At 62.0% G+C, this 18,412-nt stretch carries 15 protein-coding genes and 1 riboswitch; of the genes, 5 read left to right on the forward strand and 10 right to left on the reverse strand.

Going from position 1 to position 18,412, the window contains the following annotated elements:
* From ACYVM5_RS05320 to fdhD, 3 genes are all read right to left on the reverse strand, one after another.
* Entirely contained in the window at nt 1–2,547 is a 2,547-nt protein-coding gene (locus tag ACYVM5_RS05320; RefSeq protein ID WP_460617095.1) for an FdhF/YdeP family oxidoreductase, read from the reverse strand.
* Nucleotides 2,548–2,605: 58 nt separating this feature from the next.
* Nucleotides 2,606–2,953 carry a DUF7009 family protein gene (locus ACYVM5_RS05325; protein WP_460617096.1) on the reverse strand — a complete coding sequence of 116 codons (348 nt, stop codon included), beginning with the start codon at nt 2,951–2,953 and terminating at the stop codon, nt 2,606–2,608.
* Nucleotides 2,954–3,039: 86 nt separating this feature from the next.
* Nucleotides 3,040–3,912 carry a formate dehydrogenase accessory sulfurtransferase FdhD gene (gene fdhD / locus ACYVM5_RS05330; RefSeq protein ID WP_460617097.1) on the reverse strand — a complete coding sequence of 291 codons (873 nt, stop codon included), beginning with the start codon at nt 3,910–3,912 and terminating at the stop codon, nt 3,040–3,042.
* 166 nt (nt 3,913–4,078) lie between these two features.
* Between fdhD and ACYVM5_RS05335 the strand changes: the two genes are divergently transcribed.
* Both ACYVM5_RS05335 and ACYVM5_RS05340 read left to right on the forward strand, forming a co-directional pair.
* Nucleotides 4,079–5,368, forward strand: a complete 1,290-nt coding sequence (locus tag ACYVM5_RS05335; protein ID WP_460617098.1) for a cation:dicarboxylase symporter family transporter — start codon at nt 4,079–4,081, stop codon at nt 5,366–5,368.
* 81 nt (nt 5,369–5,449) lie between these two features.
* Complete coding sequence (locus ACYVM5_RS05340; protein WP_460617099.1) at nt 5,450–6,625, forward strand: putative sulfate/molybdate transporter; 1,176 nt, start codon at nt 5,450–5,452, stop codon at nt 6,623–6,625.
* A 36-nt stretch (nt 6,626–6,661) separates the two neighbouring features.
* Here the strand turns inward: ACYVM5_RS05340 and ACYVM5_RS05345 are convergent, their stop codons facing one another.
* Complete coding sequence (locus tag ACYVM5_RS05345; protein ID WP_460617100.1) at nt 6,662–7,096, reverse strand: acyl-CoA thioesterase; 435 nt, start codon at nt 7,094–7,096, stop codon at nt 6,662–6,664.
* 147 nt (nt 7,097–7,243) lie between these two features.
* A riboswitch (cobalamin riboswitch) is annotated at nt 7,244–7,469 on the reverse strand.
* A 172-nt stretch (nt 7,470–7,641) separates the two neighbouring features.
* On the reverse strand, nt 7,642–9,210 hold the full coding sequence (locus tag ACYVM5_RS05350; protein WP_460617101.1) for an MDR family MFS transporter: 1,569 nt from the start codon (nt 9,208–9,210) through the stop codon (nt 7,642–7,644).
* 326 nt (nt 9,211–9,536) lie between these two features.
* On the opposite strand from ACYVM5_RS05350, the gene ACYVM5_RS05355 reads away from it, so the two are divergent.
* Entirely contained in the window at nt 9,537–12,089 is a 2,553-nt protein-coding gene (locus ACYVM5_RS05355; RefSeq protein ID WP_460617102.1) for an FG-GAP-like repeat-containing protein, read from the forward strand.
* Between the two features lie 255 nt (nt 12,090–12,344).
* Here the strand turns inward: ACYVM5_RS05355 and ACYVM5_RS05360 are convergent, their stop codons facing one another.
* Entirely contained in the window at nt 12,345–13,505 is a 1,161-nt protein-coding gene (locus ACYVM5_RS05360; protein WP_460617103.1) for an MFS transporter, read from the reverse strand.
* A 201-nt stretch (nt 13,506–13,706) separates the two neighbouring features.
* On the reverse strand, nt 13,707–14,744 hold the full coding sequence (gene moaA / locus ACYVM5_RS05365) for a GTP 3',8-cyclase MoaA (protein ID WP_460617104.1): 1,038 nt from the start codon (nt 14,742–14,744) through the stop codon (nt 13,707–13,709).
* A gap of 136 nt (nt 14,745–14,880) precedes the next feature.
* On the opposite strand from moaA, the gene ACYVM5_RS05370 reads away from it, so the two are divergent.
* Nucleotides 14,881–15,123: a MoaD/ThiS family protein gene (locus tag ACYVM5_RS05370; RefSeq protein WP_460617105.1), complete on the forward strand. Its 243-nt coding sequence runs from the start codon at nt 14,881–14,883 to the stop codon at nt 15,121–15,123.
* Nucleotides 15,124–15,208: 85 nt separating this feature from the next.
* Nucleotides 15,209–15,631 (forward strand): molybdenum cofactor biosynthesis protein MoaE, encoded by a 423-nt coding sequence (locus tag ACYVM5_RS05375; RefSeq protein WP_460617106.1) that lies wholly within the window; start codon nt 15,209–15,211, stop codon nt 15,629–15,631.
* A 119-nt stretch (nt 15,632–15,750) separates the two neighbouring features.
* Here ACYVM5_RS05375 and ACYVM5_RS05380 read toward each other — a convergent pair whose 3' ends face one another.
* The 3 genes from ACYVM5_RS05380 to moaC all read right to left on the reverse strand — a co-directional run bounded on the left by ACYVM5_RS05380 (nt 15,751) and on the right by moaC (nt 18,297).
* On the reverse strand, nt 15,751–16,437 hold the full coding sequence (locus tag ACYVM5_RS05380) for a porin family protein (RefSeq protein WP_460617107.1): 687 nt from the start codon (nt 16,435–16,437) through the stop codon (nt 15,751–15,753).
* A gap of 163 nt (nt 16,438–16,600) precedes the next feature.
* Entirely contained in the window at nt 16,601–17,797 is a 1,197-nt protein-coding gene (locus ACYVM5_RS05385) for an NTP transferase domain-containing protein (RefSeq protein ID WP_460617108.1), read from the reverse strand.
* A gap of 8 nt (nt 17,798–17,805) precedes the next feature.
* Nucleotides 17,806–18,297 (reverse strand): cyclic pyranopterin monophosphate synthase, encoded by a 492-nt coding sequence (moaC, locus tag ACYVM5_RS05390; RefSeq protein ID WP_460617109.1) that lies wholly within the window; start codon nt 18,295–18,297, stop codon nt 17,806–17,808.
* Nucleotides 18,298–18,412: the final 115 nt, after the last annotated feature.

An 18,412-nucleotide genomic window follows, 5' to 3' on the forward strand; every position in this document is an offset into this window, starting at 1 on the left:
TTACGCCATCATCGCCTCCCGCTCCTTAATGCGCAGGTCGTTGTTCACGGCAGTGGGCACCACCGTCACCACCACGTACTTCGAGGTGGGCGTGTTGCTGACCTTGGCCACGCTGCTGATGGGCACCAGCGGGTTGGCCTCCGGAAAATAGGCGCACACGTTGCCTTTCGGAATGTCGTAGGGCACGGCCACAAACTTCTCTACCCGGCGCTCTTCGCCTTTGTAATGGCTGGTGATGTCGATGAGGTCTTTGGCTTTGAGGTTGCGGGCAGCCATATCGGCCGGGTTCATGAACAGCACGCGGCGCTCGCCGTGGATGCCGCGGTATCGGTCGTTGTACTCGTAGATGGTGGTGTTGAACTGGTCGTGCGAGCGCACGGTCATCAGAATCAGCTGGTCGGGCTCAATGGAATATTTCTCCAGCTCGGTTTTGGTGAAGTGCGCCTTGCCATCGGGCGTGGTGAACTTGCGTTCGCGCGGGCCGTTGGGCAGGTAGAAACCGCCGGGCCGGCGCAGCTTTTCATTAAAGCCCTCAAAGCCGGGGATGACGCGCGAAATATGGTCGCGGATGACGTCGTAATTCTCCGTCATGGCTACCCAGTCGGTCTTGGTTTTGTCGCCGAGCGTGGCAATGGCCATGCCGCAGATGATGGCCACTTCGCTGAGCTGGTCGCCGGCCAGCGGCACCAGAATGCCCTTATTCTGGCTCACCACACCCATCGAGTTTTCGCAGCTGGTCATCTGATGCCCAGACTTTTGCATATCGATATCGACGTGAGCGAAGCAGGGCAGCAGCAGGCTGGTTTCGCCGGTGGTGAGGTGGCCGCGGTTGAGCTTGGTGCCCACGAAAACCGTGAGCTTCTGCTTGCGCATGGCTTCGGCAATGAGCTCGGTATCAGGGCCGGCGGCGAGGAGGTTGCCGCCCAGGCCGAAATATACCTTGGTCATGCCCAGGTGCATGGCCTTGATGGCCTCCACCACATCAAACCCGTCTTTGGTGGGCGGGGTAAAGCCGAATTCCTTTTGCAGCGCATCCATGAAGGTTTTGGGCATGCGCTCCCAGATGCCCATCGTACGGTCGCCCTGCACGTTGGAGTGGCCCCGCACCGGGCAGGTGCCCGCGCCGGGCTTGCCGATGGCGCCCTTCATGAGCTGCAGGTTCACGATTTCCTGAATGGTCTGCACGCCCTGGCGCTGCTGCGTGACGCCCATAGCCCAGCAGGTAATAATTTTCTGCTTGTGCGCAATGAGATTGGCAGCTTCGAGCAGTTGAGCCCGCGAAACACCGCTGATTTCCTCGATTTCCTCCCAGCTGGTGCTGCGAATATTCTGCTCGAAATCAGCAAAGCCAACGGTGAATTCGTCGATGAATTTCTTGTCGATTACCTGCCCGGGGTTCAGGTCCTCGGCCTCAAACAGGTGCTTCATGATGCCGCGCAGCAGGGCCATGTCGCCGTCCACCTTCACCTGCAGAAACACGTCGGTAAGCTGAGTACCGTCGCCCATCAGCGCGCCCAGGGCGCGGAGCGGGTTCATGAAATCCTGCGGGTTTTTGAAGGCGACGAGGCCGGCTTCAATCAAGGGGTTCACGGCGATGATTTTGGCGCCGTTGCGCTTGGCCTTTTGCAGGGCCGTGAGCATGCGCGGGTGGTTGGTGCCGGGGTTCTGGCCGATGATGAGAATGACCTCGGCCTCGTGCAAGTCGTTGAGCGTCACAGAACCTTTGCCCAGGCCCAGGGTGGGGCTCAGGGCCGAGCCGCTGCTTTCGTGGCACATATTGGAGCAGTCGGGCAGGTTGTTGGTGCCAAACTCGCGGGCGAAAAGCTGGAACAGGAAGGCCGGCTCGTTCGGCACTTTGCCCGAGGTGTAGAACACGGCCTCGTTGGGCGATTCCATCGCATTCAACTCCCTGGCAATGATGTCGAAGGCATCGGGCCAGGCAATGGGCGAGTAGTGGTTGTCGCCGGGGCGCTTCACCATCGGGTGCGTGAGGCGGCCGGCATTATTCTGGTCGCGGTCGGTCATGCGCGAGAGCTCGGCCAGGCTGTATTTGGCAAAGAACTCGGGGCCGGCGGCTTTGTCGTCGGCATCGGAGGCAGTGGCTTTGGCTCCGTTTTCGCAGAATTCGGCCACCGAGCGGTGTTCGTCGGGGTCGGGCCAGGCACAGCTCGAGCAGTCGAAACCGTCCTTCTGATTCAGGCCGAGCAGGGCTTTGGTGCCGCGCCCCACGCCGCCTTCCGTCCAGCTGAACTGCATGGATTTGATGACGGCCGTGACGCCAGCGGCCACCTTTTCGCGTCCTTCCAGCTTGAGGCCGGTGAGGGCTTCGGGTGGCTGGGCCAAAATGGGGTGCTCGTATTTGGCGTTGGCCACGTCGGGGGCGGGAATGTGGGCGTGAATGTGCGTATCCTGGGGCTCGGTGCGGTAATGGTCGGGCGCGGGGGCTTTGCCCTGGTCGGGACGCTCGCCGCTTTTGGGGGCATTCTCGGCTTTCTGCTCGTGGGCTTTGCCGGCTTTGCTGGGGTCAGTTTTGGGAGAATCTTCCATGGCGCTCATCGGAACAGAAAGGTGGGATTTTTAACGGATTCAACAGTTGCCTGATGCGCTAGTGGCGGCAGTCCAGGTCTTTCTCAACCAAAATATGGAGACGCTGGTTTTCAGCGAGTGGCACATCGTGCGAAAAACCATTCTGGTCGGTTTCGACCCAGTTTTTGGCCAGGGCAAACGGCACCAGCACGGTGAGCGCGCCCGGCTCGTAATGCACCTGCACGGGCTCTTCGTTGGGCAGCGTTTGGGCCGGTTCGGAGCCGCGCTCCAAGGCGTAGGTGAGGCGCTGGGCAGGGTTGAGCCCAAAATGTACGGCTCCTTCCACGCGGCCTTTTTCAGCGAATTCATCCAACTCGCCCTGCGAGACGCGCAGGCGCAGGGTGTCGTCTTCGATGCGGAGTTTCATGGGGTCAGGATTAGGGCTGGAAGTTAAACGGCTGGCATGGGAAGCCGTTGCCAAACTATAGCTGTTGAGCAAGATTTCAGATATTGCTACACTTCTCCCAGCCGCCAGCCGTGGCTGTAAATGTTGAACCGCTCGTTGCGCACAAAGCCCAGCACCGTCATCCCGAAGCTCTCGGCGGCCTGAATGGCCAAGCTGCTGGGCGCGCCCACGGCCGCCAGCACGCCAATACCCGCCGCCGCTGCTTTCTGCACCAGCTCGAAGCTGACGCGGCCACTCACTAGCAAAACGTGCTGATGCAGCGGCAGCCAACCGGCCAGCAACGCCGCGCCGATGACCTTGTCCAGCGCATTGTGCCGGCCCACGTCTTCGCGCAGCAGCAGCAGCTCGCCCTCCGGCGAAAACAGCGCCGAGGCGTGCTGCCCGCCGGTTTGCTCGAAGCCGGCCTGGGCGGCGCGCAGCCTCTCGGGCAGCTGGTGCACCACGGCGTAGCGCAGGCGCGGGCCGGCCGTAGGCAGCACGGGGCAGGAGGCGGTGCGCACGGCGTCGATGCTGGTTTTGCCGCACACGCCGCAGCTGGAGCTGGTGTAGAAATGCCGCTCCAGGGCCGCGAAATCGACTTTTACGTGCACGGCTAGTTCGGCTCGGACCACGTTGCCGGCCTCTTCTTCTTTCTTGACATCGGGGCAGGGAATGATGCCCAGCAGGTCGGCTTTATCGTGAATAATGCCCTCGGTGAGGAGGAAGCCGGCGGCCAGCTCCTCATCGTGGCCGGGCGTGCGCATGGTCACGGAGAGCGTGCGGTGCTGGCGCTGGCCGTTGGCTTCGTAGCCCACGCGAATTTCGAGCGGCTCTTCGGCGGCCAGTTGGTCGGAAGCGGACACGGCCGGGCCGTTGCCACTCACTTTTTGGATGGTGGCGAATTCGTAGCTGGCGGCGGGGAGCAGGATGGCGGGGTCCATGAGTAAATGCTGAAACTATAGAACGTCATGCAGAGCGCAGCGAAGCATCTTGCCCGCAGTAAGTAAACCAATCCTAAAACGAAAAGGATTAGTGGCGGCGGGCAAGATGCTTCGCTGCGCTCTGCATGACGTTCTTGCGAGTTCTTTCGCTCCTTTCACGCTGCCTATGACACTCAAACGCCTCACCCGCAACCTCACCTTTTGGGTGCTGCTGGCCATTGTGGCCGGGGCGCTGCTGGGCCATTTCCAGCCTGCTACCGCCGTGCAGATGGAGCCGCTGGGCAAGCAGTTCATCAACGTGGTGAAGCTGTTCATCAACCCGATTATCTTCCTCACCATCACGCTTGGCATTAGCACGATGGGGGATTTGAAGAAGGTGGGGCGCATCGGGGGCAAGGCGCTGCTGTACTTTGAAATCGTGACGACGCTGGCGCTGCTCATTGGCGTGGGCGTGGCGGCGCTGGTGCGGCCGGGCGCAGGCGTGAGCACCGGCAAATTGGATACCGGGAAGGTAGGCGAGTTCACGAAACGGGCCACAGAGTTTTCCTGGGGCCATTTTCTGGCTGATAACCTGACCTTGCAGGTGCTCATCGTGGCCATTGTAATAGGCATTATCCTGAGCAAGTACGCGGGCCGCAAGCCCATCATTCACTTCCTGAAGGAGTGCTCGAAATACGTGTTTCGGGGGCTGCATCTGGTGATGATGCTCGCGCCAATTGGGGCGTTTGGGGGCATGGCTTTCACCATTGGGAAGTACGGCATTGCCACGCTGCTGCCGCTTGGCAAGCTCATGGTGACGGTTTATCTGACCATGGGCTTGTTCGTGTTTCTGGTGCTCGGGGCCATTCTGCGCTACTGCCGCATCGGCATGTGGTCGTTTCTGAAATACATCAAAGCCGAATTGCTGATTGTGCTGGGCACGTCCTCCTCCGAAGCCGGCCTGCCAGGGCTGATGGAAAAGCTGGAGGGCATGGGCTGCGCCCAGCCGGTGGTGGGGCTGGTGGTGCCCACGGGCTACTCCTTCAACCTCGATGGCACCACGATTTATCTGTCGCTCTCGACTTTGTTCCTGGCCCAGGTGTTTCACATCGAGCTTTCGGGGGCGCAGATTCTGACCATGATGGGCATTCTGATGGTAACGAGCAAGGGCGCGGCGGGCGTGGCGGGCAGCGGCTTTGTGGTGCTGGCCAGCACGCTCACGGCCATGAAGGTGATTCCGGTGGAGGGCCTGGCCCTGCTGCTGGGCGTGGATAGGTTTATGTCGGAGGCGCGCAGCATCACCAACTTTATTGGCAACGGCGTGGCCACCGTGTTCCTGGCCCATACGGAGGACGCCCTCGACCACGAAATGGCCGTAGAAGCGCTGGGCAAGCGGCTGCGGCCGTTGCGGTTCCGGCGCGGCCTGACGAGCGGCGAGTACCTGGGCGAAGTGGCCGAGAAAGCCGCCCCACAGTAGCGCGGACTTTGTAGTCCGCGAGTCCAACCGTCGAACTCGCGGACTACAAAGTCCGCGCTACTTCACCCGACCTTTGTCCTCATGCAGCCCACGCTTTCGCCGCCCGCCCCTACCCGCCCGCCCATCCGCTTCGACCGCAACGAGCTGGCCGGCGCATTTGGCGACCTGGGCACCGACTTGCCGCTGCTCATCGGGGTCATTGCCGCGTCGGGCATCGACAGCGCGAGCGTGCTGATTCTGTTCGGATTGATGCAGGTTTTTACCGGGCTGTGGTACCGGATGCCCATGCCGGTGCAGCCGCTCAAGGCCTTTGCGGCGCTGGTTATCGCCCAGAAAATTCCGGGGCGAGTGATTTTTGGCGGGGGGCTGGCCATTGGCGTCAGCATGTTTTTCCTGTCGATAACCGGGCTGATTGATGCGCTGGCGCGGCTGGTGCCCAAGGCCGTGGTGCGCGGCATCCAGTTTGGGCTGGCCTTGCAGCTGGCCACGCTGGCCCTCACCAAGTACGTGGGCTCGGATGGCGCGGCGGGCTACGCGCTGGCGGCGGCGGCCTTTACCGTCACGGTGGTGCTGTTTGGCAACCGGCGCTGGCCGGCGGCGCTCATCGTCATCGCGCTGGGCGTGGTGTATGCGCTGGTGTTCAAGCTCGATTTGGCTACGGCGCAGCGGGCCGTGGGGCTGCACCTGCCCACCTGGCACCTGCCCCAATCGCAGGATATCCTGACCGGCGCGGTGCTGTTGGCCCTGCCCCAGATTCCGCTCTCACTCGGCAATTCCATTCTGGCCACCAAGCAGGTGGCGCGCGATTTATTCCCGGAGCGGGAGCCGCTCACCATCAAAAAAATCAGCTTCACCTACGCGCTGATGAACCTCGTGAACCCGTTTTTTGGCGGCTTTCCGGTGTGCCACGGCTCGGGTGGCATGGTGGGCCACTATGCGTTTGGAGCGCGCACGGGCGGCTCGGTGGTCATTTATGGCGGTATTTTTCTGGTGATGGGGCTGTTTTTCAGCCAGGGCTTTGCCGAGGTGGTGCAGATTTTTCCGCTGCCGGTGCTGGGGGTGCTGCTGCTGTTTGAGGCGCTATCATTGGCCACGCTGTTGCGCGATGTGAGCGGCAGCCGCGCCGATTTACTGGTGTCGTTGCTGGTGGGCCTGCTCTGCGCTGGGCTGCCGTATGGCTACCTGGTGGGTCTGATTGTGGGCACGGCTATCTACTACGCCATGCAACGCGGCTGGGTGGGGCTGGGCAAGCACTAGCCGCTACGGCCCCACCGCGAGTATTGGCAAGGCTGACTACAAGTCCAAAGGTGGCGTTACCAGCGTTGGTAAGGCCAGTGGTTGCTCGGCCAGAATGCGCACGGGCTGCTTGTGCTCGTCCACGGCCACGAAGGTGAACAGGCCGGTGACGGCCTTGTGGCGGTCGTCGGAATACATCTGCTCCACGAATAACTCCACGCGCACTTTGAGGCTGGTTCGGCCCACGTGCTCAATGTTGGCCACCAACTCCACCAGGGAGCCGCCGGGAATGGGGTGCGTGAAATCGACCCGCTCGGAGGACACGGTCACCATTTTCAGGCGCGAGAAGCGGGTGGCGGCGATGAAGGCCACCTCGTCCATGAGCAGCAGCGTGGTGCCGCCGAACAGGGTGTCGTAGTGGTTGGTGGTGTTGGGAAATACGGCTTTGAAGATGCGCGTTTCGGCGCGGGCAATGCGGTCGGCCAGGAGCATGAGCAATGGGGATAAGAGGTGATAAACGGCCTCCGCTTGCGTTCAAGCCCCGTTCTGAGAAAGCCAGCCACCGGCCGCACGCCACCCCGGCCGCGCCCGAGGCACAGCGGCACGGCACCGCCGATGCCAGCCCCAAAGCGCGAGGGCAGCATCACTCGGCGGCCGGCAGGTCTCCTGACTTGTTTCGGGTGGGCCCCGCCCTTCTCGGCCCGGGTTCAGCGGGCCAATGGGCTTGATGTGGGGCCACCGGCTCCGGCCCTGATTAGGCCGGGAAACTCACAGTAGCGCGTCTGTTCGGGAGTTGCACCCGATTCCCTTTTAATCTTTACCCCGGCCGAAGCCCGAGTGAAAAACCGTCCGCTGATTGAAGGAAATCAAACCGAGAACCAACGCGGCGAAGGTACGAGACGCGGGGCGGGTTACGAGTTTTTCCCGTCATCCTGAGCGCAGCGAAGGACCTTATCACGCTAGAACGGCTTTCGTTCAGCGGCGATAAGGTCCTTCGCTGCGCTCAGGATGACAGGCTTCTTTGTGCCGCCCCGCCCCTACTCCACTGCCACGGGCACCGTTTCATTGTCCCTGCGCAGCGGCAGCTCCGGCACCAGCAGCGTGAGCAGCAGGCCGCCCACCACCAGCAGAATATCCACCATATACACCCGCCGGATGGCCGTGGCGAAGGCCGCCCGCACCGCCGGGTCGGACGCGCCGGCCGTGGTGGCGGGCACGACCGGGCCTTCCGCTACCACGGCCGGGCGGGCGGCAGTGGTTTGCGCGGCGGCGGGCAGGCTGTGGGCCAGCGTGAAGGTGAGCACCGCCCCCAGCGCCGAAGCGGCCAGCGCCCCGCCAATCTGCCGAAAAAACTGGCTGGCCGAGGTGGCCTGGCCCATAAGCGCGGGCACGGTGGCGTTTTGGATGGCCAGGGTGTAGAGCGGCATCGTCGGCCCCAGGCCCAGGCCGCAGACGGCCAGGTAAACGAGCACCTGATAGTATTGCACCGTGGGCGGCATGGTGGCCAGCAAGCTCAGGCCGACGAGCAGCAGCACGAGGCCGCCCAGCATCCAGCGCTTGTAGTGGCCGAAGCGCGACACCATCTGGCCGGCCAGCAGCGAGCCCGTGACCACGCCCAGCGACAGCGGCATGAGGCTGGCCCCCGCCCGCGTGGCCGACTCGCCCAGCACGTTCACCATAAACAGCGGCTCGAAAATAATAACGCCCAGAAAGGCGCCGCCCATGCAGAACAGCGCCGCATTGGCCGTGCGGAACACCGGGTTTTTGAACAAACCGAAATTAAGAATGGGGTTCTCGTGCCGCAGGCTGCGCACCACAAACAGCCCCAGCGCCACGCCCGCCCCGGCCAGCAGCCCCAGCGTGAGCGCGCCGGCCCACGGGTACAGCGCCCGGTTGAGCTGCAACGCCACCACCAGCGGCCCCAATCCGGCCATCAGCAGCGCGGCCGAGACGAAGTCGAACGGCTTGGGTTCGGTGCGCGGGCGCAGCGGCGGCATCTGGGCGATGATGAACCAGAGCGCTAGCAGGCCTAGCGGCAGGTTCACGTAGAACACCAGCCGCCAGCCCGCCACGCCGGGAATTAGGTCGGTGCCCTTATCGGTGAGAAACCCGCCCAGCAGCGGCCCGAGCACCGACGACGTGCCAAACACCGCCCCCGTAAAGCCCTGGTAGCGCCCCCGTTCGGCCGGCGCGAAAAGGTCGGCAATAATGATGAAGGCCATGGCAAACAGCCCCGCCCCGCCAAACCCCTGAATGGCCCGAAACACCACCAGCTGCGTCATGCCATCGCCCAGCACGGGCAGCGTCCCAAACTCGCCCGCCAGCCCGCACAGCCCCGAACCCACCAGAAACACGCTCACAGCCACAATCTCGATGGTGCGCCGCGAGTACATATCGGCCAGCTTGCCGTAGATGGGCACTAGCGCCGTGCTGGCCACCAGATAGGCCGTGGCCACCCACGTAAACCGGTCGAGCCCGTGCAAATCGGCCACGATGCGCGGCAGCGCCGTGCTCACAATGGTCTGGTCGAGGGAGCCCAGGAACATGGCCAGCAGAATGCCGGCGAAGGTGAGCATCTTCTGGCGGTGGGTGAGGGTTTCGGTCAAGGAAAGGGGAATGAAGCGTTTTGTATAGAACGGTAAATCTGCGAGAGGGATTTTTCCAATCAATTAATCCATACAGTTATCCATATGATTTTATAAGCTGAAGCATTGCAATATTATCTGTACTTATTATCAAAATATTATCAACAGTAAATACATTATAAAGTTATTTTTTATCATTAAATAATTTTATTTCATTCTACAATTCTATAATTTTACTTAAACAATAATCATTTTACCTTTTACACATGATAACAGCTTTACATCTTCGCATAATCACTTTAATTACGTTACTGACTGGTTCGCTTTCTGCCAGCGCCACAAACCCTGTGCTTACTTTTAAAGGACTTGTTAGCGCAGGCGACAATACAGCCTTCATCGACCAGGTACAAATTCTTAGCGGCACTACGGGGAATACGGTCATTTCAGGGGCAATAGCCAACGCCAGCTTCGAGAATTCGGACCCTTTGGCCCGTGGCACCTACGGCTACCTGGCCACCGGTGCCAGCTGGACTTTTAGCGGCGGAGCGGGCATTGCCGCGCAGGGAACCGGCTTTTCGCCCGCAACGCCGCCTCAGGGAAGTCAGGTGGCTTTTGTGCAAGGCACTGGCCAACTACAGCAGACCCTGACGCTGGGCACCGGCACTTACCGCGTGCGTTTCTACACTGCCCAACGCAATTTCAACGGCACCAACGTGCAGAAGCTGCAGGTATTGATAGATGGCGTGGTGGTGGCCGATAACCTGCAGCCAAACTCGACCACTTTTTCCGGGGCCAATCAGTTTACGACTTCGGCTTTTACCGTGGGTACTTCAACGCCTTTTGCGCTGGCTACCCTCGTGCCAACGCGCAACAAGCTGGCCGTTGACCGAGCCAGCTCGGTGGCACTCTCCTTCAACGCGGCCATGACTGCCGCAGCTATGACAGATGTCAGCCTCTTCAGCAACCAGTACGGGGGGGCACTGACGTTGAAAAAGCCCCCGGTTATCAATGGCAATACGGCCACGCTTGTTCCGAATCGATATTTCAAAGCAGGTGAGGTGGTGAGCGTGAGCGTGCCCAATACGGTGGTGAGCAACTCCCTGGGCCAGGCCAGCAACAATGCGCAAGTGTATCAGTTTACGGTGGCCGCCCAAAACAACGGCACGGGCAACGGCACCTTTGCCGGCACCCAGAATGCTGACGTGGGCACCAACCCGCGGGGAGTAACCATGGGCGATGTGGACGGTGATGGTCGGCTGGACCTCATTGTGGCGAGCCAACTCAGCGTCAGCGTCTTTCGCAATCTCGGCAACAGCGGCTCGCCGGCCGCTCCGACATTTGCGGCCCGCACCGTTCTCGCCCTGCCGAATAATGCCATTGCCTACGCCGTGGAAGTGGGCGATATGGACGGCGACGGCAGGCTGGACATTGTGACGGCCAACGCCGGTACGGGCAACGTGAGCGTATTTCGTAATACCGGCACTGCAACTGGCACAGTCAGCTTTGCCGCCAGCCAGCAATACAACGTTGCCGACAGCGCTTACGGCCTGGCCCTGGGCGACCTCGACGGCGACGGCGACCTGGACATCGTGGCGATGACGTATGACGGCAACAACACGGCCACCGTCAGCCTGCTGCGCAACGTAATCTTTTCATCGGCCACGCTTGCGGCTAACGGCATGCCCGCATCAAGCGGCGCGCTGACGGCGAGCAGTTTTGCGCCCGAAGTAGACTTTACCATTGGCAACAGTGTGCGCTACGACGTGGCATTGGGCGACCTGGACGGCGACGGCAAACTGGACATCGTGACGGCTAATTACGGGCCTAACACCGTGGGCATTTACCGGAACATGGGTACGTCGCCGGCAGCCTTCGATTTTGGCGACGAAGAGGTCATCGTGCCGGTAGGCACCTCTCCTTATAGCGTGGCCTTGGGCGATATGAACAGCGACGGCAAACTGGACATTGTGACGGCCAACCGGGACGCCGACAACGTCACCATTCTTCAGAGCGCCATTTCCGGTCCCGGCACCTTCAGCACAGGCGGTGGGTTTCCCACGAGCGGACGAACTTCTATCGGACTGGGCAATGGCAGCGAACCCATCAGTGTGGCATTGGGTGACCAGAATGGCGACGGGCAGCTGGACATTATGGCGGCGAACTACGGCGACGGCGACGGCCGAACCGTGAGTACGCTATTCCGGAACGCCGCCAACAACGGCTTTACGGCACCAAGCGTCACTAATCTGGCAGGAAACGGCAATAGCTTTGGCCCCCGAAGCGTAGCGCTGGGCGACCTCGATGGCGACGGCGACCTCGACTTTGCAACTGCCAACCTAACGGTTGATGCCATCAGCTACCGCATCAACGGCACCACCGCGAGCGCGCTGCCGCTGCCCGTGGAACTGGTCGATTTTAAGGCGCAGTGCAACGGCGCAAATACGCTGCTGACTTGGCACACTGCCCTCGAAAAGAATAATAAAGGCTTTGACGTGCAGCGCTCGCTAAACGGTGAAACCTTTGGCTCGATAGGGTTTGTAGACGGGCTCGGCAGTTCGGACAAGGGCGGTACCTACACCATCACCGATGAGCGCGCCCCCGGCTTGGCCTATTACCGCCTGCGCTCGGTCGACTTCGACGGTACAGCTGCTTACTCACCCGTGGTTACGAGCAGCTGCGCTTCGTCGGCCGACATCCCAATGCGCCTAACGCTAGTGCCCAACCCTGCCCAACACCATGTGCAGGTGCTGGGAGCTACCGCAGCCGTGCAACTCCTGGACCTGACCGGCCGGGTAATTCGACAGCAAGCATCGCCCGAGTCACTGGACCTGGATGGGCTGGCGCCAGGGCTCTACTTGGTGCGCAGCGGCACGCTTTCGGCTCGCCTGCAGGTGCAATAAAAAACGGCTTTTGCTGCCAAAAAAAGCGCCCCCGTTAGTAACGGGGGCGCTTTTTTTGGCAGCAATTCTTGCCGGCCAGCCAGCATCATCTTATCGCCGGTGATGGGGCGGCGCGAGACCTGGTCGGCCACCTGCTCGACGGGCATGGCGTCTTAGGTGTATTTGATGACGGATTGAGGATTGTCCGGCATGGGATGTTTGAGAATGAGATAAGGAAAATGCCCCCTTCGCTCCTTCCCCTCCACTTCCCCAAACCTACACCCGCACCCGGCTCGCCACCGCCGACACGCACAATCCCATAAAGGCAATCAGCGCAAACGACACCCGCAAACTCGTGGCCCCGGCGATAAAACCGATAATCGGCGGCCCCAGCAGAAACCCGAAGAAGCCAATGGTGGACACCGCCGCCAGCGCCATGCCCGCCGACATATGCGTGGACTTGCCCGCCGCCGAGTACACCAGCGGCACCACCGCCGACGTGCCAAAGCCCACCAGCAGAAAGCCCAGCAACGCCGTGGGCAGCATGGGCCAGGCCACGGCAATGCTCAAACCAGTGGCGGTGAGCAGGCCGCTGAGCTGAATCACCCGCTTCGAACCGAGGCGATGAGCCAGCCAGTCGGCTCCGAAGCGGCCGGCCGCCATCGTGCTCATGAAGGCCGTGTAGCCCGCCCCCACCCAGTCCTTATCGGCCTGAATAACCTTCTTGAAATACACCCCGCTCCAGTCGAACATGGCCCCCTCGCAAATGAGCGCGCAAAAGGCAATGGCCCCCAGACCGAGCAGTTCCTTATCAGGCTTCACGAAGATGGGCTGGTCGGGGTCGACGCCGCTGTCTTCGCGCACGGTATAGCCCGCGCACACGGCCAGCCCGGTGAGGATAAACAGGGAAACAAAGATGAAATGCACGCCCGGCGGCACCGCGTGCCCAATCATGAACGAGCCCACGGCCGCCGCCACAAACCCCGCCAGGCTCCACAACCCGTGAAACGAGGCCATGATGGGCTTGTGCTGGTACAGCCGCTCCACGCCCACGGCCTGGGTATTCACCGCGATATTGGTGAGGTTGCCGCCCACGCCAAACACAATCAGGCAGGGCAGCAGCTGCCAGAGACTGCCGGCCCAGCCCAGCCCCAGCAGCGCCGTAGCGTAGAGCACCACGCCCGACAGCACCACGCGGCGGCTGCCGTGCTTGGCCACCAGCCATCCAGCCAACGGCAGCGACAGCAGCTGCCCCAGCGGAATTGCCAGCAGCACGCCGCCCAGCGCCGCCTCCGAAATGCCCATTTTTTGCTGCACGCTCGGAATACGCGAGGCCCAGCTGGCAAAGCACAAACCCAACAAAAAAAACAGCGCCCCCACAGCCAGGCGGTGGGTTTTGCGGGAAATATAGCCGGCGGCCGGCGGCAGCGAAATCATATCCATAATCCAATAATCTGGTCGGCAATCGGCCGGCACCGGGGCTCCGGTTTCGGCAAATTACAAGCTGTCGCAACGCCGGCCAGCGCGGCGAAGTTGCTTGTTTTGGAAAAGAGATGCCTGCGGCTCAGCAAACGTTTCCGACTTCACGCGGCTACCTAATCAGCTAGAAATATTGCCATTAAGCGCAACCAAGCAACATTATCCCCCAATGGTAGCCATGCTCTCGAAGCTGAGCTGGTGCAAGGGCCGCTGCCGCTCGGCCTCGAAGCCGTTGGCGGCCCGGTGGCGGAAAGCGGCCGACAGCGCGGCCACGATTTCCTCGTCGGATTTGCCGCCGCGCAGCAGAGCGCGGGTGTCGAGTACGCCCTGGTCGTAGAGGCAGGTTTTGATGCCGCCCTCGGCTGTGAGGCGCAGGCGGTTGCAGGTGCCGCAGAAGGTGCGCGAGTAGGCCGCGATGATACCCACCGTGCCCCGGTGCCCCGCTATGGTGTATTCCGAAGCCGTGGCCCCGGCCGCCATGCTCACCGGCGTGAGCGCGCCGAAATGGTCCTCCAGGTGCTGGCGGATGCGGACGTGGTTCCAGGGCAGCGAGGCGGGGCCAGCTTCATGGCTGCCGCCGTTGAAGGGCATTTCTTCGATAAAGCGCACGTCGACGGGCAGGTCGCGGCTGAGGGCGGCCAATGGGATGAGGGCGTCGATGTTCTGGCCGTCCATCACCACAGCGTTGATTTTCACCTGAATACCGGCATCGAGCAGGGCGTGGAAGGTTTCCAGCACCTTGGGCAACTCGTCGCGCCGCGTTATTTGGAAGAACCGTTCCCGGTCCAGCGTATCGAGGCTGAGGTTCACGGCCTTCACGCCCAGGCGGGCCAGAGCGGGCACGTGCGGCGCAGTGAGCACGCCGTTGGTCGTCAAGCTAATATCGTCGATGCCCGGCAGCTGGGCCAGGCGCTCCATGAAAGGCACTAGGTCGCGCCGCACGAAGGGCTCGCCGCCGGTGAGGCGCACCTTGCGCACGCCCAGGCCGGCCAGCAGGCCCGTCAGGCGCAGCATTTCCTCGTAGCTCAGCAGCTCGTGCTTGGGCATGTACTTGATGCCTTCTTCGGGCATGCAGTAGAAGCAGCGCAGGTTGCAGCGGTCCGTCACGGCCAGGCGCAGGTATTCCAGCGGGCGGCCGTGCTGGTCGAAGAGGGGCGTAACGGCCGGCGTGGCCGGGGCGAAGATAGATGGAAGCACGTTTATCACCAATTTTGCCCGGCTGTACGTAAGACAGCCGGCTTGTGGTAAACCCCGGACGGCGGAAAGGTGTTCAGCCCACAGCCCCAGGCGCGGTCAGCGGCCGGGTTTCGCCCCAAAATTTACGTCGAAAGATATGTCATTAAAAGTCGCCCTCTTCGGCATCACCCGCGAGATTGTGGGCACATCCGTCATCGAACTGCCGGCCCCCGCCCCCACCACAGTGGGCGAGCTGCTGGCCGAAATGCGCCGCCAATACCCTGCCCTGGGCGACCTGCGCAGCTGTGCCGTAGCCGTAAACAACGAATACGCCGCCAACGACCACCCGCTGCACACGACGGACGAAATTGCCCTCATCCCGCCCGTAGCCGGCGGCTGATGTAGCGCGGACTTTTAGTCCGCGTGTAAATCGCACAATTCTGAATATTCTGACTCGCGGACTAAAAGTTTGCGCTACTGCCTGCATGACCCCTACCCTATCAATTACCGACCAGCCTATTGACATTGCCGGCGCCCTCGCGGCCGTGCAAACCGACACCGCCGGGGCAGTCAACTCTTTTATCGGTACGGTGCGCAACCAGTCAGGCGGGCGGCCGGTGCGCCGCCTGCACTACGAGTCCTACGACAGCATGGCCCTCACGCAGTTGGGCCACGTAGTGGCGCAGGCTTACGAGAAGTGGCCCATGCTGCAGGAAGTGGCCGTGGTGCACCGCAAAGGCACGTTGGAGCTCGGCGACGTGGCCGTGGTGGTGGCGGTGGCCACGCCGCACCGCGCCGAGAGCTTCGCTGCCTGTCAATTCATCATCGACACGCTGAAGCAGGTGGTGACTATCTGGAAGCGCGAGGAATATGAGGACGGTACCGAATGGGTGGCGGCGCACCCGTAAGGTTGAGCAACTTCTGTCATCCTGAACGTAGTGAAGGACCTTATCACGACTGAGCAAATTGTCTCAACGTGATAAGGTCCTTCACTGCGTTCAGGATGACAAGCGCAAACTACCGGCCGCTACTTGCTCGGAATCAGATATCCCAGCGAAAGCTGAAACGCCGAGTGACGGGCGTTTTTCAGGTCGCCGTCGAAGTAGGTGTCGGATTTCACGAAGTCGCTAAAGGCACCAGTGTAGCGTAGGCTCAGGCTGAGGCCGTTTTCGGCTTCGTAGCCCACGCCGGCTAAGTAGCCCAGCTCGTTGCGATTGAGGCCGCTTACGTCTGTTTTGTTTTGGGTTTCGGTGGTGGTAGGCGCGCCGCCCAGGGCGGGCGTAGTCGTAGTTTTGGTCTGGTTGTTAGCGCTCAGCAGGTATGAATACTGCGGGCCAGCCTCGAAGATGAGACCCGAGGCGCGCACTTTCAGCAGCACCGGCACGTCGAGGTAGTTGTAGTTCACCTTGCCTTCGCGCTGCTGCTTGGCCCCGAGCAGGCCGGTGTATTCGGTGGGCTTGTTCTCGAAACCCTTCTGCGAATACAGCACTTCGGGCTGGAGCGACAGGAAACCATCCTCAATCAGCGGCACGTTGAGCATCACGCCCCCTAGAAAGCCGAATTTGTTGTTATAGGTGTCTTGGTTTTTCAGGTTGCCGGCCAGGTTGGAGTAGTTGGCTCCGGCGCGCAGGCCGAGGCGGATGCTCTGGGCCTGAGCCGAAGAAACAGCGGCCGTGGCCAGAAGCGCGGCAGCTACAATTGCAGTCTTTTTCATGATGAAATAGGGTTAATTGATAAGACGTGTCGCGGGCTCATCCTTCAAAAACGTGCCAGCATGCGGCCCTAACGCCCATTGTCCAAATAATAGTCTGAGCAATAGGGCAAAAAAATAACCGCCGGGCGGGCGGTTATTTCGGGCAGCAGGCCGGTTTGGCAGACTAGCGACTTAGCTCCTGCGTGGCGGCGGCGCGCTCGGCGGGCGTGTTCACATTGCGCAGTTCAGCGGGCGCGGGCGGAGCCAGCAGCTCGATGTCGGAATTAATCAGCGCCTTGCGCGGGCAGGAGTAGCCCAGGCTCAGAAACCGCAATAGCTGCCCGTAGCTGCGTGGCTCCCAGATGCTGACCAGCGGCTCCGGAAACTCGTCCCACGGGCTGCGGAAGGAGGTGGCCATCCGCGCCGGCTGCCGGTTGGTCACCAGGTATTCCAGCGTGTCGCGGGTGAGGAAGGGCAGGTCGCAGGCCAGCACCAGCCAAGCCGCGTTGGGGTCGGCCTGGAAGGCGGACAGGATGCCACCCAGCGGGCCGAGGTTCAGGAAGGTATCGGGCAGGGCGGTGAGGCCGGCGGGCAAGTCGGCGGCCTGGTCGGGGCGCACGGATACGCGCACGTCGGGGCAAAATTCGGCCAGCAGCGCGGCGGTGTGCTGGCGCTGGTCGAGGCCGTGGTAGTGCAGGGCGCCTTTGTCGGTTTGCATGCGCTCGCTGCGGCCGCCGGCCAGCACGAGGCCGCGCAGCACGGGCACCGCCAGCTGGTACCACTGCCGGATGAAGGCTGCTATTTTGGCCGTGTCAGCCAGCGGCAGCACGGGCGGCAGCGGGGCGGCACTGAGGTGCTCCAGCAGCACGGCGGGCAGCTCGGTCTGGCCTTCGGCGAGGAGGATGAGGCGCACATCGGTGAGGCGGTCGAGCTTCTTATCGAGCGGCTTGCGCGGGTCGACGATGACGACCTGCTGGCGGGCACGGAAGTGGTTGCCGTTCACCAGCACCACGCTTTCGTGGGCCAGCAGCTCGGGCTGCGAGAACTTGTCCAGCGCCCGCGTCAGGTTGAGCTGGCGATAGGTGATTTTATCAACCAGCTCAGCCGAGAGGCCATTATCGGCCACGTAAGGCACCGGCTTAGCAACGGCACCTGCTGTTTCTTCGGCGGCGGCCGCGTCGCCGGCGGCGTGGTCGGCATCCACGTAGGCCACGCGCAGCTGCGGGGCCAAATGCGGCAGCAGTCGGGCCACCAGCGTCTGAATATCGCCGCAGGGTGCGCCCAGAATGGCCAGCTCGTGCCGGCCGAATTCGCCCACGTCGGGCCGGGCCAGGGCGGCGTGCTTGGCCCGCTTCACGGTTGAGTTTGGTAGACTATCCATGTCGGAATTTACGAATTTTCGGCGCGATGGAAATCTTTTTTGCCGCCGGTTTTCTCGATGAGCTGCACGCCTTCGATGGAAATGTCGTGCGAAAACGCCTTGCACATGTCGTAGATGGTGAGGGCGGCCACGGTGGCCCCGGTCAGGGCCTCCATCTCCACGCCGGTGCGGCCCGTGACCACGGCGGTGCACACCACGCGCAGGGCATCGGGGCCATCGGGCTCGATGGTGATGCTGCAATCATCCAGCCCCAGCGGGTGGCAGAGGGGAATGAGGTCGGCCGTTTTTTTGGCCCCCATGATGCCCGCTAGGATGGCTGTGTGGATGACCGGGCCTTTGTGCGAGGGCATTTCGCCGGCCTGCACGCGGCTCAGCAATTCCTCGCCCAGCACCACGCGGCAGTGGGCGCGGGCCACGCGGCGGGTGGGCGTTTTGGCCCCCACATCCACCATCGTGGGCTGGTTGGCGGCGTTGACGTGGGTGAAATTCTTGGTCAGCATAAGGTGTAGAGACGTGCGAATGGGCGTTGAAAGTAGCGCGAAGTTTTAGTTCGCGTTTTCGCACCGCCGGTTGGCTTGCGGGGGCGCGAACTAAAAGTTCGCGCTACGGCCCTTT

The sequence above is a fragment of the Hymenobacter ruber genome, from assembly GCF_054783255.1.

Excerpts from the sequence above, each read along its gene's own strand:
- ACYVM5_RS05320 (WP_460617095.1), bottom strand. The coding sequence starts at position 2,547 with ATGGAAGATTCTCCCAAAACTGACCCCAGCAAAGCCGGCAAAGCCCAC.
- ACYVM5_RS05325 (WP_460617096.1), bottom strand. The coding sequence starts at position 2,953 with ATGAAACTCCGCATCGAAGACGACACCCTGCGCCTGCGCGTCTCGCAG.
- fdhD (WP_460617097.1), bottom strand. The coding sequence starts at position 3,912 with ATGGACCCCGCCATCCTGCTCCCCGCCGCCAGCTACGAATTCGCCACC.
- ACYVM5_RS05335 (WP_460617098.1), top strand. The coding sequence starts at position 4,079 with ATGACACTCAAACGCCTCACCCGCAACCTCACCTTTTGGGTGCTGCTG.
- ACYVM5_RS05340 (WP_460617099.1), top strand. The coding sequence starts at position 5,450 with ATGCAGCCCACGCTTTCGCCGCCCGCCCCTACCCGCCCGCCCATCCGC.
- ACYVM5_RS05345 (WP_460617100.1), bottom strand. The coding sequence starts at position 7,096 with ATGCTCCTGGCCGACCGCATTGCCCGCGCCGAAACGCGCATCTTCAAA.
- ACYVM5_RS05360 (WP_460617103.1), bottom strand. The coding sequence starts at position 13,505 with ATGATTTCGCTGCCGCCGGCCGCCGGCTATATTTCCCGCAAAACCCAC.
- ACYVM5_RS05370 (WP_460617105.1), top strand. The coding sequence starts at position 14,881 with ATGTCATTAAAAGTCGCCCTCTTCGGCATCACCCGCGAGATTGTGGGC.
- ACYVM5_RS05375 (WP_460617106.1), top strand. The coding sequence starts at position 15,209 with ATGACCCCTACCCTATCAATTACCGACCAGCCTATTGACATTGCCGGC.
- ACYVM5_RS05380 (WP_460617107.1), bottom strand. The coding sequence starts at position 16,437 with ATGAAAAAGACTGCAATTGTAGCTGCCGCGCTTCTGGCCACGGCCGCT.
- ACYVM5_RS05385 (WP_460617108.1), bottom strand. The coding sequence starts at position 17,797 with ATGGATAGTCTACCAAACTCAACCGTGAAGCGGGCCAAGCACGCCGCC.
- moaC (WP_460617109.1), bottom strand. The coding sequence starts at position 18,297 with ATGCTGACCAAGAATTTCACCCACGTCAACGCCGCCAACCAGCCCACG.